The sequence below is a fragment of the Okeania sp. SIO2F4 genome (genome assembly GCF_010672385.1).
Taxonomy (GTDB): domain Bacteria; phylum Cyanobacteriota; class Cyanobacteriia; order Cyanobacteriales; family Microcoleaceae; genus Trichodesmium.
In genome coordinates, this window is the sequence record NZ_JAAHGT010000115.1 from 1 (window position 1) to 16,108 (window position 16,108).

A 16,108-nucleotide genomic window follows, 5' to 3' on the forward strand; every position below is an offset into this window, starting at 1 on the left:
TTCATAATTAACAATTAATAATTACCTCTTCTTATAAAGAAGAGGATTGGCTAAAAAGATTTTTTTCTTTTTTATCCATGAATGGAGAGGCTTTATACCTGAATTTTTCAGTAATCAAAATAACAGGTAGCAGAAATTCATTTATTTACTGTATTAATTAGCTCTGGAATTATATAAAATTCCCATCTAATATTTCTACCAACTACAAATTCTTATTTATAAGTTTTTTATCAGGGTAAGCATCAGTTTCAAATAGATTACAAATATCTATCTTAGACACAGGTTATGGAGTCTAAGAAAAAAACTCTGAGGAAAAAAACATGAATCAACAACAAATTCCTAGTTATATCGGTCTAATTCAATCCTTATTAGTTTCCCCTGCTGGTAATGAAAATAAAATTTTACAAGCTAATCAAAATTTACTCGATTGGGGATTAATTCAAGTAATGAGAAAAATAGCGAAAATCAAGAAAAAAATCGGTAATTTGAACGCCCAATGGTTGGAAAATTTGGCAACAATGTTAGAGATAAATTTAGAAGATGCTTCCCTTTCTGTAGATGAGGAAAAATATCTAATTTTCCTGATGCAGATATTACAAGTAATTTCAGATAATGAGGGAAAACCTGAAGCTGCCTATTCATTATTAGAATATAATCAGGATCGGCTCAATGAAAATTTACTAAGAGTTCTCAAAACTTGGGCAGGAGAAAATCTGCCAAAAATGGAACCAAAATTAGCACAAAATCTTGCTCTAGATATTCTTAATTTCAGTAACCTAATTCTACAATTTCCTCTGGGTAATCAAACTAATAATGTGGAAATAGCAATAGTAGGTTATGAAATTGGTTTAAAAGTTTTACCCCGTCAACAGTTTCCGAAAATTTGGGCAACTATTCAAAATAATTTGGGCAGTAGCTACCAAAAACGTACTGTTGGAAACCCAGAAGAAAATATAGAAGTGGCGATCGCTTCTTATTATGCAGCTCTTGAAGTTAGGACTAATTCTGCATTGCCTGAAGCATGGGCAACTACTCAAAATAATTTGGGAAATGCTTATCAACAACGTATTGCGGGAAATAGAAAAGAAAATTTGGAGAATGCTATTAGTTGTTATCAGAAAGCTTTAACTGTTAGAAGTTTGGAAAAGTTGCCTCAAGAGTGGGCGAGTACCCAAAATAATCTGGGTAGTGCTTTCCATGAACGTATTGCTAGAGAAAAAAAGGAAAATATAGAAGAGGCGATCGCTTGTTATAATTTGGCTCTCAAAGTACGGACTCAAGAAAAGTTTCCCTTAGACTGGGCAACTACTCAAAATAATTTGGGAAATGCTTATTTAGATAGGATGGTGGGAGATAGAAAAGATAATTTGGAAGAGGCGATCGCTTGTTTTGTTAGAGCGCAAGAGGTTTATACTCAGGAAAGTTATCCTGTCTATTGGGAAATAATTGCTCATAATTTGGGTATTGTCTACGATGAACAGAGTTTGAGAAAGGTGGGTTAATTAGACATTATTTATTAGGTCATTGTTGCGCTTGCTTGCAGATATATTTAGGCGAAATATAGCGCAACTATAAACAAATATATTTTTGATAATTCAATTGCTGTAGATATGAATAGAAAAAAATCAAACCAATGGTTATTCCAGATATTCGTGATGGTTGGAAATATGTTATTAGCTCTTTAATTGGTGGAGGCATGGTGATGTTTTCCACTTTCTTGAATAATCGCCATCAACTAAGTAAAGATACCAATACTTGGGAAAAATAAAAATTATGGGAGGGTTATAAAAAGTGTATTTATAATTTAAACTTAATTCTTGGGATCGAGAGAATGAGTGTAGTAGAATACAATGAAAAAATATATTTAGAATACTCAGAAAAACTTTCTACTTTATATTCAGAAATATATCCTTATGTATATTGGATAATATATAATTATCCAGATCCAAAATTAGAAGAAATAAAAGAATTTAAAGAAAAAGTTGGAGAAGATCAATTTGATAATAGGGAATTTTTAAATTCTCTAAAACAACAGCTTATTCAGTTAATGCTTAAAGACCCTAGACTTTCAAAATCACAAGTCAAAAAAAATTACCTCTTGAAAACTCAACTTATTACTAAACTATTATGAGATTTATCAGCCCTAAAATTGATTATGCCTTTAAAAAAATATTCGCCTCTAGTCAATCTCAACAAATACTTATCAGTTTTCTGAATGCCATTATTTATGATGGTGAAAATATAATCCAATCCTTAACAATTCAAAATCCTTATAATCCTGGTCAAGTATAATCTTTAAAAGATACTTATTTATATATTCGAGCTACATTATCTGACCAATCAATAGTCATTATTGAAATCCAAGTTTCTCGGATGCAAGCCTTTGAGAAACGGGTAGCTTATAATTTATGTAATACTTATGCTAATCAATTAGAAAAAGGTGAGCTTTATTTTCTTCTAAATCCAGTAATAGCTGTGACAATTACTGATTTTAATATGTTTGATGAACTTCCGAAACCGATCAATAGATTTGTGTTTAAAGAGGAGAGAGAAAATGTTGCTTATATAGGGGATAATTTAAAATTAATATTTGTGGAATTGCCAAAATTTCAGAAAAAATTAGAGGAATTAGAGAGTTTAATTGATAAGTGGATTTTCTTTTTAAAAGAAACTGCTAGTTTGGATATAATTCCAGAACCTTTAGGGGAAGTGCCAGAAATTGAACGCGCTCTAAATATTGCAAATCAAGCTAACTTCAGTACGGAAGAATTAGAGGAATTTGATAGGCGAGCAATAATGTTGCAAGATGAGAGAGGAAAAATAAATTATGCGAAAGAAGAAGGTCGCGAAGAAGGTCGTGCTGAAGGAATAAATATAGGGGAATTAAAAATAGTAATGTCTTTAATTAATCAACGTTTTGGAGAGGTTGACAAAGATATTAGCGATCGCCTTTCTAATTTGTCTAGTGAAAATTTAGAAAATTTAGTTAAGGCACTTTTTGATTTTAATAGTCTGGCAGATTTATTGAATTGGTTGGATAATCTATAAATAATTAATAATTAATAATTACCTCTTCTTGATAATAAATGGAGAGGCTTTATACCTTAATTTTTCGGTAAATTCAGTTATAGCGCTAGGGAATAGGGAATAGTAGAATTTCAAAGGATTTCAGGATTTAGAAATCTCCTCACCTTGATCCGTAGCGCTATATCAGTTAGATTGAGGTTTGAAACGTTTCATTTGACCTTTGAAACGTTAAAGTTGAGGTTTAAAACCTCTAAAATCTTACTTTTGATTTTTGACTGTTAACTTTCCCCAGTTCCTACACCCAACCTTCCCATCTCCTAATCTTTAAAAAAATGGCGATCGCGATCGCTAAACCCTAAAAATAATAAATATAGGTCTCAAATGGTTTCTATAAAGATAATTCCGGATTATATAGATATCTCCTGAATAAAAAAAATAAATAGTAATTAAGGAGATACAGATATGCCAGAAAATCCTGAAAATAAAGTTGATATAGATAAAAATTATGTGGATGTTGGTGTAGGTATTAACATAGGAAAAATTGAAAAGTCAAAGTTTACTCAAATTAATGAATCCCAGGAGCAAAATTTAGCAGAAGCAGCAAAAGATATTCAAGAATTACTAGAGCAACTAGATAAAACTTACTCATCGGATACAACGGCGGGTAGAATGAAAATTGCTACGGAAGTAATTACACAAATTGATAATAACTCAACTAAGACAAAAAGAATATTAAGTGCTATAAGAGCTGGTGGAGTTGCTGCTGTTGAACAATTACTTAATCACCCTGCTAGTAGTTTTGTTATTGGAGCGTTAGTAGACTGGCAAAAGAATAAATAAATTAAATAAAATGTCAAATTCTAAATTCAAAGAGATACTAATATGTCAGAAAATACTGGAGATAAAGTTGACGTCAATAAAAATTATGTAGGTACTGGTATAGGTGTCAACGAGAGAAATATTATTAACTCAACGTTTGCTAATACAATAAATTATTTAGACGCAGGAACAAAAGGACTCCCAAGGAAGGGGGAGCCAGCAGAATTTCCTAATAACCTGAATAAACTACGCACTGCTGCAGTTAAATTTGTCGGTAGAGATGGAGACCTAAAAACATTACATGACCAACTTCAGGAAAAGGAGCGAGTCTCGATAACCGCAGTAGTTACGGGGATGGCAGGAGTAGGCAAGACAGAATTGGCTATCCAGTAGGCTCTCTTATCTAAAAGGGAGTTGACTTATCCTGGTAGCATTTGCTGGATCGGAGTTCGCGAAAGGAGTGTAGTAGAACAGTTATTAAAATTTGCCCAGACTCAACTAGGGCTATTTCCGGCTGAAGATTGGACTTTGGAACAGAGACTTGACTACTGTTGGTCAAACTGGCAACCTGCCGGAGATGTGCTAATTATTTTGGATGATGTGGATAAGTATGAGGAAATTGCAGGTTATTTACCTCCACAGGAAAAGCGTTTCAAGTTGCTAATTACTACCCGCAGATATTGGCTATCAGAATCTTTTGAAAATTTGCGTTTGGAAGTATTGGATGAGGGTGCTGCCTTGGAGTTGTTGGTGGCGTTGATTGGTGAGTCTCGCGTGGCGGAGCAAAGAGAGGAGGCAAAACTACTCTGTCAGTGGTTAGAATATTTACCTTTGGGATTAGAATTGGTAGGACGTTTTCTCAAGAGACGGTCTGGGTGGAAGTTGGAAAGAATGATACAGGAGTTGGATAAACAAGCTTTAGATTTGCCTGCGCTACAGAAACCATCGGGAGAAATGACGGCTAAAAGAGGAGTGGAAGCTGCTTTGGAATTAAGTTGGCGGGAGTTGGATGAGAGAGCTAGGTATTTGGGTTGTTTCTTGAGTATGTTTGCCTTAGATCCTATTCCTTGGAGTTTGGTAGAACAGTGTTTGTCTGGAGGTGAAGGTCAGGAAGAAGGAATTATCCAGAAATGGTTTGCTACTTTCTCACGCGGCGTTGCTGAAACCTTGGGATGAATCTTTGCACAAAAGGTAAATTCCATCTTTTACTTCCTCTTTCTCTAAGGCTATAATTCCAGGAGGCAAAAGACGCAACACCGACCACACGGACCACACGGACCACACGGACCACACTAATTCCCATGCGCAAATATGCAACGCCTCTCACGCTTGTGGTCATCATTGGTTGATCACAGAAAAGAAAAGGTAGTAGAGTCAAAGATTTGGGAGGATGTTAGGGAGGATAGTTTGTTAGACTTAAACTTGATTCAACAGACGGCGGAGGAAACTTATCAGTTACATCAATTGGTACGTCGATATTTCCGAGTTAAATTGGAGAAGATCGAAGAAGTTGAGGAGTTGAGGTCTCAGTTTTGTCGGGTTACGGTAGTGGAAGCAAAAAAAGTTCCTGAGACTCCAGTCAAAAAAGAGATAGAAGAACTAGCCTTATCTATTCCTCACTTGGCTGAGATAGCAATTGAGATGCAACAGTGGCTTGAGGATGAAGATGTGATCTGGCTGTTCGTCAGCCTGGGCAGATTTTATGCAGGTCAGGGATTATATGAACTAGGAGAACCTTGGTATAAGGAATGCTTAGATATTACTCGTAGTCGTTTGGGAGTTGAACATCCTGATGTTGCCACCAGTCTCAACAATCTCGCAGGACTCTATAAATCCCAAGGGCGATACACAGAAGCAGAAGCCTTGTTTAAAGAAGCATTGGAGATGAGAAAGCAGGAGAAATCATCTTGAGAAGATTATTGAAATTAGGTAATAAAAAATCAATTTTCTCTGAGGGAAATAGGCGATGCCAACTCTTCCCTCCTGATTCCTGATTCAGAGGCGATCGCTCTTTCCAACTATAAGTTATTGATATAATATAACAGTAAAAATAGCAGAGTCAAACTCAATGGTAGTTAACCAAAATCAACTCTATGTTTCTCCAGAAGACTATTTAGCAGGAGAGCGAGAAAGTCCGATTAAACATGAGTATAGACGGGGCAAAATTTATGCAAGGGCAGGGGTAAATAAACCCCACGTTATTATTGCTAGTAATTTAGGCGCATTATTGGGCAATCATCTTCTGGATAATGACTCTATTGTACTCAATTCTGATATTAAAATTCGACTTGAAGAAGCTAATTGTTATTATTATCCTGATTTGGTAGTAACTTGTGATGAATGGGATTTAAGTTCAAATGAAGACTTTATTCTTTATCCCTCTTTAATTATAGAAATTTTGTCTCCAAGCACGGCTAAATTTGATAGAGGAGGCAAATTTGCCGATTATCAAACTGCTACAAGTCTACAAGAATATGTATTAGTTAGTCAGTCTCAGATGAGCATAGAATGTTTTCGGAAAAATGAACAAGGAATTTGGATTTCTCAAACTTATAGCAGTGGAGAAAAAGTCAATTTTGCTAGTCTAGATTTTAATTGCCAGATGGAATTAATCTATCAAAAAGCCAAGCTCGCCAAGGATTGAAATCTCTTCCTAAATTCTCTTCCCTCCTGTAGGGGCATCTATGCGAATCGCCCCTACGACTCCTGATTAAATAAATTCCACAGTTCCCCGATACCCATCTACCCTGACTTTTTGCCCATCCTGTAAACGAGTCATCGCTCCAGAAACATTCATTACTGCCGGAATGCCATACTCCCGCGCAATAATAGCTCCGTGGGATAACTGCCCCCCCACCTCCGCAATAATACCTTTTGCCTTCAACAACAAAGGTGCCCAACCTGCATCGGTATAAGGCACAACTATAATTAGATTTTCCTCCATAGGAAGATTTACCTCTAAATTCCCACAAACCTTGACATAACCTTCCACACAACCAACACTTCCCGGTATCCCTTGTAAAATAGAAACATTTTCCTCAGTAGAGATAATTTCCTGACTTTCTTGCGGTAATACATTCCCATAAACTACCTGGGGAACTTGGCGATCGCCATCTTTTTCCAACTGTTCCTGTCTTTGACGGATAAGTTGTCTGAGAGTGTGGGGAGAGGGAGGGGAGGAGGGGGAAGTGTGGGGAGAAACTGCATTAAATTTTCTTCTGTTTTGTTCTTCAACTCCTACACTATCTGTTGGGTTTCGTTCCTCAACCCAACCTACAGGAGGTTCTGTCGTTCCTTCCTGAGCAAGGAGGCGATCACTAAACATCTCCCCCTTACCAAGGGGGATTAGGGGGAACTCTTTTGTTAGGTTTCCTTCCTCAACCTTACCCACTATAGATAAAATCCATTGCCGAATTTCGTCAAATTCCAAATAAAAAATATCACCCTTTTCTTGAAAAACTTCTAAATTTTCTTGTCGCTCATCACTTTTAACTTTTGGCTTTTGACTTTTAATTTTTATTTCCATTGCCAAAAACGTCAGTCGTAAATAAGCCAAAAGCTTCCCATAAACCTCAGCAATTTTCCCCTTAGTTCTCGCACGCTTTGCACATTGCCCTAGTCGCCACCTCTGCCACAAATTTAAATACTTTACTGTATTGACTGATAACTTACTAATCTCACCTTTCCGAGCCATTGCCAATAACAACTCACGGAAATTATCCGGCTTTTCTCCCCAAGTTGCCACAGCAATATCCGTACCAACCTCACTCAAATAACCATAACTTTCTAACCATTGCTGAAACTCTCTTTGTAATTCCTGATTTTGCTGAAACTCTGCCTCTATTTTCACATCAGATTTAGTTGCCATTTTTAACTTAACTGCCAACTTTTGTAATTCTCGAATCGAAACAATTTCTGGAGCAGTATCAGTAGGCAACCATTCCTCAGAAACGCGGAATAGCGATCGCCTAATCGCTAAACCTATAGGACCCAAAATATTATAATAAGTAATCGGTTTTAACCATTCCTGAATTCTTTCCACTTGTACCAATAATTCTGATAAAGACTGAGAGGAATTTTGTTTAAAATTATTCTCTAAACTTTCTAGTGCCGGAACAAAAATCTGATGATAATCACGCTCAAATTCCCTATCGACTGCCATTTCTTTTTGAATCAAACGCCATAAACCAGGCAAAGCAGACCAGACTTTTCCCAAAGGCGGTTTTCCCATTTTTTGCCCTCGTAATAAAAACTCTAAACCCTGCTCCGGCAATCCCATCATTCTAAAAATTTCCCCTAACAGAGTAGCATTAAAATAAGCATGGGAACCGAGTAAAGTTGCCGTTTTTGTAAAATCTAACTTTGCTACCTTTTCCCTCAAAACAATAGTAAAAATTTCTCCCCAAACTCCACAAGTCAGAGGACGATTTATCGACCAAGTTAAAGGATGAATTGCCCCTGGAATTACTTCTGCTGCAATAGTTCGTGTCCAGATAGGTCTCAAATTAGTAATCGGGCGACTTTGCAAAATCCAAATTTTTTCCCCATCCCAACACCATTCAATATCTTGAGGTAAACCATGAAAAAATCCTTCTATTGCCTCTGCTTGATTTACCAATTCTTGAGTAATTTCTGGAGGCAAAATCTCCTGACTTTCTAAACCAAAAGATTCATCACTTTTACCTTTTACTTTTGCTTCCCCTTCATTTACCGATTCTTGAGTAATTTCTGGAGGTAAAATTTCCTGACTTTCTAAACCAAAAGATTTCTCAACGGAATCATCACTTTTACCTTTTACTTTTGCCTCTCCTTCATTTACCAATTCTTGAGTAATTTCTGGAGGCAAAATATTCTGACTTTCTAAACCAAAAGATTTCTCAACAGAACCATCACCTTTACCTTTAACTTTTGCCTCCCCCTCTTGAATAATTTCTGGAGGTAAAATCTCCTGATTTTCTAAACCAAAATATTCTTGAATAATTTCTGGAGGCAAAATCTCCTGACTTTCTAAACCAAAAGATTTCTCAACAGAATCATCACTTTTACCTTTTACTTTTGCCTCTCCTTCATTTACCAATTCTTGAGTAATTTCTGGAGGCAAAATATTCTGACTTTCTAAACCAAAAGATTCATCAACAGAATCATCACCTTTACCTTTTCCCGTGGAATTTTTACCTTCCTGAAATCTATTTTTATCAACTTCTAAATGTACAGGAGTAAACTGCCCACCCACAACTTTTTCTGCACCTCCACGCAGAGCTTCAATAATTATTTTCCCACCACCATCCAAAGGATTACGGGTAAACATTACTCCGGCAAATTGACTCATAATATAAGGCTGAATCAATACCGCCATTTCTGCATCAGGAATTTCTCTTTGTCGCCGATAAGCAACAGCATCTGGCAACCAATAAGATTGACGACAGATATTAATTGCCTCTAATAATTCCGTTTCATTTCTCACAGGAAAAATAGTTTCATATTGTCCGGCAGCCGAACTATTATCGCTATCTTCCCCTACTGCTGAAGAACGAACAATTAGGGGAAAACTCCAAGACATTTCATTTAATTTATCCAAAATTTTATCTACTGAGAAAAAGGCAGCCGAGAGTCGAGAATCAGAAATCGATTTTTTCACCTCACTCCCGATAACCAATTCCCTATTTCCATTTTCAATTGCAGGTAAAACAAAACCATCAGGAACATTAAAACCAGCTTTTTTGAGTAGAGCTAATCTGGCTGCTTTTTCTCCACAAATTTTCGGGTCAAGTTGACCATCGAGAGAAAATATAGGTTGTTTGTGTAAAGCCATATCATCACTTTGGCGAAAATTTATTACTACTAAGAAAATGACTAATCCCGCCATAGCCAACAATTCTGAGAAAGATGGTTCCTGGCGAAATAATAAAACCCAGAAAAAACTACTGAGACATCCCAAACGAGCAGACCACTGGCGAATATTTTTATTTTTTCGAAGAAAGATTTGTTTACCTATTACTAATATTAAAAAACCAGTTATTCCCGAAGCCAATGCAACAACAGGAGAATAAACTAAAATTGCCCAACTAGCATTAGTAACACCACCACCTTGAGCAATGAAATATCTACCTGCCACTAAAAATATTAATCCTAATAATTGCCAAGTAGGAATTTCTGGAAATAATAATTTTGCTGCTAAAATTGGAGCAATACCTCTACTAATTTCTGCCAATACCGCGACTATTGCCACAGGTTTCGGTGCGTGAACAAATGCGGCTGCCACACTAATATTACCTGTACCAACTTTTGTTAGGTCGATATTTGCCAGATTTTTAACTATTAGATTAGTTAGAGGAAGAGCGCCGAGACAAAAGCAGACAGTTAGAAATAATGCTGGAATTAATATTTGCATATCAACATATATCTTTGTACGGTCGCCTTGCGGTACAAGGATTAAACTGAGTATCCACAAACTGCACTGGCTTGTGAGTCTCAATCCACAAATGTGCGCCACAAGGCAAGGGTTCATAAGGCTTATAAACTATACGACACGGACCATCAAGAATCATCTGATAACCCATATCATTACGATTTGTCTGCTTCAAGGTAACTACTGGTATCAATTGATCGGGAGTCATAAGAGGATCTTCTTTAATCCTCTTGCCATTTGCTTTAATGAAATGTTGATTGACATGAATCTTGGTCGGATTCTCGCGCCTGTGATGACACCAGACACCTTTAGGACCTCTTTTACCTGGTTTAACAATAGGCATTTGTCTTTTTCCATAAAGAGGGATTTGCCAAAATCCTCTTTTCTTATCCTTGTAAGCACCTTTGATTCTACCTTGATGAAGTAAATATCTGACTCGCTGACAACAAATACCTAATAAAAAAGCAGCTTCTTTGGTTCCAATATAAGTCATTATTACTATAGCGCTATAGTTTTGGGGTATATAATTAATTATATGTAAATCAATTGTACTTATCAGAAAAGTATTTTTCGTAACATTAGCTACATTAATTAAAAAATAGTCAGCTAATGATGTTCATGTATAATTCATACAAATATTTTTACTCATAAGTAAACCTAGAATATTATATGTAATTTTATACTCTAGAATTAATTTCAATCTGATAATCATCTGCAATTCTTTTAAGTTGACAATTTAAGTAATAAAGCGCTATAATTAAGATAGTTATCCTAGATAATAACGTAGTAAAATTTCTCAAGCTAAGACCATTGACTTAATCAAATAATATAGACTGTACTCCCCAAGCATTTCCATTGTCGTTGCTGGCAATGCAATTTCTGTATATTTATTGTCCCCATTAAATGCCATTTTATTTGCTGTAGCACTTCCTACAAATACCGTTGGCTCAGATTTCTTTCTTGGGAAAAATAGTCATAGTCGAACCAACTTATTCTTTTTAGATTATTGGAAAAAGATTTTCTACATACATCTAGATGGTAAAAACTATTCTATTAAAGATAAAGACACTTATTAAAGTTTGACTTGAAGTTGCTAACTTTTATTATTATCCTGATGTGGCAGTAACTTGTGATGAAGGGGATTTAAGTTCAAATGAAGACTTTATTCTTTATCCCTGTTTAATCATAGAAATTTTGTCTCCAAGCACAGCTAGCTTTGATAGAGGAGGCAAATTTGCTAATTATCAAACTGCTACAAGTTTACAAGAATATCAGGACTTAGGCAAAGACACTATATATAGTGTCTTTAGTGTCTTTGCGTAAGCCCTGAATATGTATTAGTTAGTCAGTCTCAGATGAGTATAGAATGTTTTCGGAAAAACGAACAATAAATTTGGATTTCTCAAACTTATAGCAGGGGAGAAGAAGTAAATTTTACTAGTATAAATTTTAATTGCCAGATTTAATTAATCTATCAAAAAGTTCCTGGTATTGATTAACTAGCTATCAGCTTTTAGAACTAGGGTTTAAAAAAATAATTAATTTTGCTGATCGCTGAGTGCTTCTTTAATTTTTGATTTCCTTCGGCAATAAATCTAATCTAATCAACTGAAAACTTTTGTTCCAACTCTCGATATTTAGGTACTTCAATAATCTCTTCAAAATCTGGGAAAGAAACAAGATCTGTTAACCCTGCTGTAGTTCCATTTTCAAATAATTGACGATAACAATTTATCATTGCTTTAGTTGCAGAAAACAATCCAGATAAAGGATAAACTACTATTTTAAAACCCATTTCTGCTAACTCCTGACCAGACAAAACAGGAGTTTTTCCACCCTCAATCATATTTGCAAATAAATATACATCCTCAAAAGCATTAGCGATCGCCTGCAAATCTTGCACTGACTGAGGTGCTTCAATAAAAACTATATCTGCACCAGCTTCAGCACAAGCACGACTTCTTTTAATAGCTTCATTCAAACCCAATGGCGCACGAGCATCAGTCCGAGCAATAATCACTAAACCACTATTACCCCTAGCATGAACCGCTGCTTTAATTTTCTCCACATGTTCCGCCATTGGAATAACCCGCTTACCCTCAAAATGACCGCACTTTTTCGGCCATTCTTGGTCTTCCAAAATAATTCCGGCAACCCCCATATTCACAATATCACTCACAGTTCTAATCACATTTAACGGGTTGCCATATCCAGTATCAATATCAGCTACCAAAGGAATATTCACCGACTCAGTAATACGCCTCACAGAATAGAGCATTTCTGTAGCAGTCACAAAACCATAATCAGGGCGACCAAGAGTGGAACCAGAAATGCCAAACCCACTGGTAAAGACAGCAGAAAATCCTATCTGTTCCACAATTTTTGCTCCAATACAATCATAAACCCCAGGCAGTACCAAAGTTCCTGGTTGTTCCAATATTTGACGTAATTGTTGGCCTGCAGTCATAATACTCTCCCAGAATAAACATGATATAATTTTATACTCAGGAATGAGAATTAAATAAGATCCATAATTTTTGCCTAGGAGTATTGCACTGAAATGCTTCTATCCAAGAAATATGGAAGTTAATAAATCCTAATTCCTAAATCCCATTTTCACGTTGGTTTGGAGACCAAACCCCTACTACCTCGTCTAGCTTGAAAATGTGGTTCATTAATTGATAATTGATAATGGCGAACTTGATAATTACAAGAAGGTTTTAACCGTTACACCAATTGAATATAAGGAAATTCAAGAGCACTTTTTTCTCCACAGCGAGTGAGAGGCTTTATACCTTTATTTTTCGGTAAAGAGGGAGTCAATGAAGACCTCTCCTGCAAGGAGAGGGGGGAGGTTTTACCTACAACTTTAGTCTGGACGCGCTACTACAATAAAATATTACAACATAAATGCGGATTGCTATAAATACAGGACTTACGCATTTTTCTGTACTAAAGGCTACATATATATAGCGCTATAGTTTTTTAACACTATATATAGCGTCTCTGCGTCAGCCCTGAAATAACTATCGCCTGCTAAAAAATTATCCTCAAATATTGACTAAAATATAGCTAGTCTTCTGCAGGGTTTTGGTCACCAAACCCTCTAATTTTAGGGGAAAATCAAGGTTTAAAAATTCCTTTTAAGCAATCCTTTTATTACAGAAGAGGTAATTATTAATTATTGAACTTCTTTTTCCTTCTTTCTTGCTAATATGCCAAAATCTCTCAAACCTGACCCATTTTTCCAAGCACCGGGAATTATTCTGGATGTTCGTAGTCCTGCCGAATATGCTCAAGGTCATATTCCTGGAGCTGTTAGTTTCCCTCTATTTAATAATGAAGAACGTGCCCTAGTCGGAACTTGTTATAAACAAAAAGGCAAAGATGAAGCTGTAGAGCTAGGTTTAGCGATCGCTGGTCCGAAATTAGGTAATTTTGTTGCCCATGCGAAAATTTTAGCTCCAGACCGTCAAGTTAGAATTCACTGTTGGCGGGGTGGAATGCGTAGTGCTTCTGTTGGTTGGTTATTGGAAACTGCTGGATTTAATGTTGCTCTACTCATCGGCGGTTATAAGGGGTTTCGGCGTTGGGCGCTTTCTCTATTTTCAGTTCCCCAGAAAATTATTGTTCTCGGTGGAATGACTGGTAGTGGCAAAACAGAGATATTGTGTGCTTTGAGAAATATGGGGGAACAAGTGTTAGATTTGGAAGGTATTGCTAACCATAGAGGTAGTAGTTTTGGTGCTTTGGGTTTGTCACCTCAACCTACTAATGAACAATTTTGGAATCTTGTAGCGATGGAATGGGCAAAGTTTGACCGGAGTAAACCTCTATGGATCGAGGCTGAGAGTAAACTCATTGGTATGTGTCGTATTCCCCAAGAGATTTTTGCACAAATGGAAAAAGCGACAGTGATAGAAATAAGTCGCAGTCGTCAGGAAAGAGTTGCCTTTTTGGTAGAAATATATGGAGAAGCGGATATTAATGATTTGATTGCTGCTACCGAACGTATTCGCAAAAGGTTGGGAGGTGTACGAGCGAAAGAAACGATTAATTTTCTCAAGGAAGGAAATTTAGTAGCAGCTTCAGATTTAATTCTGCACTATTACGATAAAACCTATATTTATGATTTGGAGAAAAGGAGTGGTACTATTTATAAACTTGATATTTCTGGGTTGTCGGCGGTTGATGCTGCAATATTGGTGCAAGAGAAAAGTAAGGATTTGAGGAGTCAGGAGTCAGGAGTCAGGAGTCAGGAGAAAGAAAGGAGTTGAGAATTCAGTAGTCATAATTTCAGAGACTTTCAGTTCAAATTGACTATCATAAAAGTTTTCAAAACCTATTTTGGATTGCTATATTATAATTTAATTTTATAAACTGTTATTCAAATAAATAGAGTTAATAAACATAGTAAAAAAATGAGATTTATTAGTCCTAAGACTGATTTTGCTTTCAAAAAAATCTTTGATTCAACTGAGGGTAAAGATATTTTGATTAGTTTCTTAAATGCCTTGATATATTATGGTAAGTCTATTATTCAAGACTTGGAAATAATTGACCCCTATAATCCTGGAGATACAGTAGATTTAAAAGATAGTTATCTAGATGTTAGAGCTGTATTAAATGACGGCTCGAATGTGATTATTGAAATGCAGGTGTTAAATGTTCCGGCTTTTGAAAAGCGAGTAGTTTATAATCTTTGTAAAACCTATGGAAATCAATTAAAAACTGGAGAAGGATACCGAAAATTAAAACCAGTAATTGCTTTGACGATTACAGATTTTGAAATGTTTGAGGAAAAACCACAATATATTAGTCATTTTGTGTTTAAGGAGAAAGAGCAATTATTTGACTATGTAGATGAAGAAGTAGCAATGATATTTGTGGAATTACCAAAATTTCCCAAAAAATTAGAAGAGTTAGAAACCATCACAGATAAATGGATTTATTTTATTAAGGAAGCTCCAAGTTTAGAAGTAATTCCTAATACTTTGGCAGAATTTGAAGAGATAGAAAAAGCTTTTAATAGAGCAAGTGCAGCAAATTTATCTAGAAAAGAATTAGAAGAAGTACATAAGCGAGAAATGTTTTTGGAAGACCGTACAGGTGAAATTATCTTAGCTCGACAGGAGGGAAGGCAAGAAGGATTAGAAATTGGTAAGTTGTCAATGCAGAGATTAATATTAGGTCAACTTGAAAGAAGGTTTTCAGGAGAAATAACTCAAATAATTCGATAAAATATTCAACAGTTATCTATGGAAAAGTTAGGAGATTTAGGAGGAGCAATTTTAAGTTTTAACAGTTTGGAGGATTTGTCTAATTGGTTGGCAGAATTGGATGGGGAATAGCTAGTCGGGAGTTGGAAGATTGATGATTGATTTAGTGGAGCAATACAAAAATTGATCTATAGCGCGAATTATAGCGACTGTCTTTTGCTGTGCAAAATGTTTGTGCAGCATTAGGAAAATACCTATATCTATATCTACATCTACTTGGTATTAGGTATTAGTTGAAAGAAATATCTAAAAGAGATAGTTGATTTTTAGGGCAACTATAGCGATATAGTTGATTTTTAAAACAACTAATGAATTTTTGATTGATAAAGGGAGCAGAATACTCCTACTGTCTAACTATTGAATTTTTACCGAAAAATAAAGGTATAAAGCCTTCTATTTCAAGAGAAAAAAAGTGCTAGGATATTTCCTTATATTCAATTCCCTCACGGTTTTCCTTGAGGTAATTATCAATTATCAATTAATTAAAGACTGCCTCATTGTCTTAATTCTCCTCACCTACAACTAAATACCACAGCGTATCAATACCACTGCCGACATATTCTGAATCTTGGTG

General features: G+C 35.7%; 13 protein-coding genes and 2 pseudogenes. 12 read left to right on the forward strand and 3 right to left on the reverse strand.

Annotated elements, in window-relative coordinates; genetic code table 11:
- The first annotated feature begins 320 nt into the window (after positions 1–320).
- The 9 genes and pseudogenes from F6K22_RS09970 (at position 321) to F6K22_RS10010 (ending at position 6,490) form a co-directional block, all read left to right on the forward strand.
- The gene (locus F6K22_RS09970) at positions 321–1,502 is read left to right on the forward strand and encodes a tetratricopeptide repeat protein (protein WP_293096558.1); all 1,182 of its coding nucleotides are present in this window, start codon (positions 321–323) and stop codon (positions 1,500–1,502) included.
- A 131-nt stretch (positions 1,503–1,633) separates the two neighbouring features.
- Positions 1,634–1,768 (forward strand): hypothetical protein, encoded by a 135-nt coding sequence (locus F6K22_RS09975; protein ID WP_293096561.1) that lies wholly within the window; start codon positions 1,634–1,636, stop codon positions 1,766–1,768.
- A 63-nt stretch (positions 1,769–1,831) separates the two neighbouring features.
- Positions 1,832–2,131, forward strand: a complete 300-nt coding sequence (locus F6K22_RS09980) for a hypothetical protein (protein WP_293096564.1) — start codon at positions 1,832–1,834, stop codon at positions 2,129–2,131.
- Positions 2,128–3,048: pseudogene (locus F6K22_RS09985) on the forward strand (Rpn family recombination-promoting nuclease/putative transposase). Before F6K22_RS09980 ends, F6K22_RS09985 begins: the two are co-directional and overlap by 4 nt.
- A gap of 441 nt (positions 3,049–3,489) precedes the next feature.
- On the forward strand, positions 3,490–3,867 hold the full coding sequence (locus F6K22_RS09990) for a hypothetical protein (protein WP_293096567.1): 378 nt from the start codon (positions 3,490–3,492) through the stop codon (positions 3,865–3,867).
- A gap of 42 nt (positions 3,868–3,909) precedes the next feature.
- Positions 3,910–4,239 carry an ATP-binding protein gene (locus F6K22_RS09995; protein ID WP_293096570.1) on the forward strand — a complete coding sequence of 110 codons (330 nt, stop codon included), beginning with the start codon at positions 3,910–3,912 and terminating at the stop codon, positions 4,237–4,239.
- A 21-nt stretch (positions 4,240–4,260) separates the two neighbouring features.
- The gene (locus F6K22_RS10000; protein ID WP_293096573.1) at positions 4,261–5,022 is read left to right on the forward strand and encodes an NB-ARC domain-containing protein; all 762 of its coding nucleotides are present in this window, start codon (positions 4,261–4,263) and stop codon (positions 5,020–5,022) included.
- Positions 5,023–5,157: 135 nt separating this feature from the next.
- On the forward strand, positions 5,158–5,757 hold the full coding sequence (locus F6K22_RS10005; protein WP_293096576.1) for a tetratricopeptide repeat protein: 600 nt from the start codon (positions 5,158–5,160) through the stop codon (positions 5,755–5,757).
- 157 nt (positions 5,758–5,914) lie between these two features.
- Positions 5,915–6,490, forward strand: a complete 576-nt coding sequence (locus F6K22_RS10010) for a Uma2 family endonuclease (protein ID WP_293096579.1) — start codon at positions 5,915–5,917, stop codon at positions 6,488–6,490.
- 66 nt (positions 6,491–6,556) lie between these two features.
- Here F6K22_RS10010 and F6K22_RS10015 read toward each other — a convergent pair whose 3' ends face one another.
- Positions 6,557–10,237, reverse strand: coding sequence for a glycerol-3-phosphate acyltransferase (locus tag F6K22_RS10015; RefSeq protein WP_293096582.1), 3,681 nt, complete (start codon positions 10,235–10,237; stop codon positions 6,557–6,559).
- 1 nt (position 10,238) lies between these two features.
- Complete coding sequence (locus F6K22_RS10020; protein WP_293096585.1) at positions 10,239–10,748, reverse strand: hypothetical protein; 510 nt, start codon at positions 10,746–10,748, stop codon at positions 10,239–10,241.
- A 623-nt stretch (positions 10,749–11,371) separates the two neighbouring features.
- On the opposite strand from F6K22_RS10020, the gene F6K22_RS10025 reads away from it, so the two are divergent.
- Positions 11,372–11,578 (forward strand): Uma2 family endonuclease, encoded by a 207-nt coding sequence (locus tag F6K22_RS10025; RefSeq protein WP_293096588.1) that lies wholly within the window; start codon positions 11,372–11,374, stop codon positions 11,576–11,578.
- Positions 11,579–11,855: 277 nt separating this feature from the next.
- Here the strand turns inward: F6K22_RS10025 and F6K22_RS10030 are convergent, their stop codons facing one another.
- Positions 11,856–12,722 carry an isocitrate lyase/PEP mutase family protein gene (locus F6K22_RS10030; RefSeq protein ID WP_293096590.1) on the reverse strand — a complete coding sequence of 289 codons (867 nt, stop codon included), beginning with the start codon at positions 12,720–12,722 and terminating at the stop codon, positions 11,856–11,858.
- A 748-nt stretch (positions 12,723–13,470) separates the two neighbouring features.
- Between F6K22_RS10030 and mnmH the strand changes: the two genes are divergently transcribed.
- Together mnmH and F6K22_RS10040 are read left to right on the forward strand one after the other, a co-directional pair.
- Positions 13,471–14,532: a tRNA 2-selenouridine(34) synthase MnmH gene (mnmH, locus tag F6K22_RS10035; protein ID WP_293096593.1), complete on the forward strand. Its 1,062-nt coding sequence runs from the start codon at positions 13,471–13,473 to the stop codon at positions 14,530–14,532.
- A gap of 144 nt (positions 14,533–14,676) precedes the next feature.
- A pseudogene (locus F6K22_RS10040) lies at positions 14,677–15,606 on the forward strand (Rpn family recombination-promoting nuclease/putative transposase).
- Positions 15,607–16,108 lie beyond the last annotated feature (502 nt).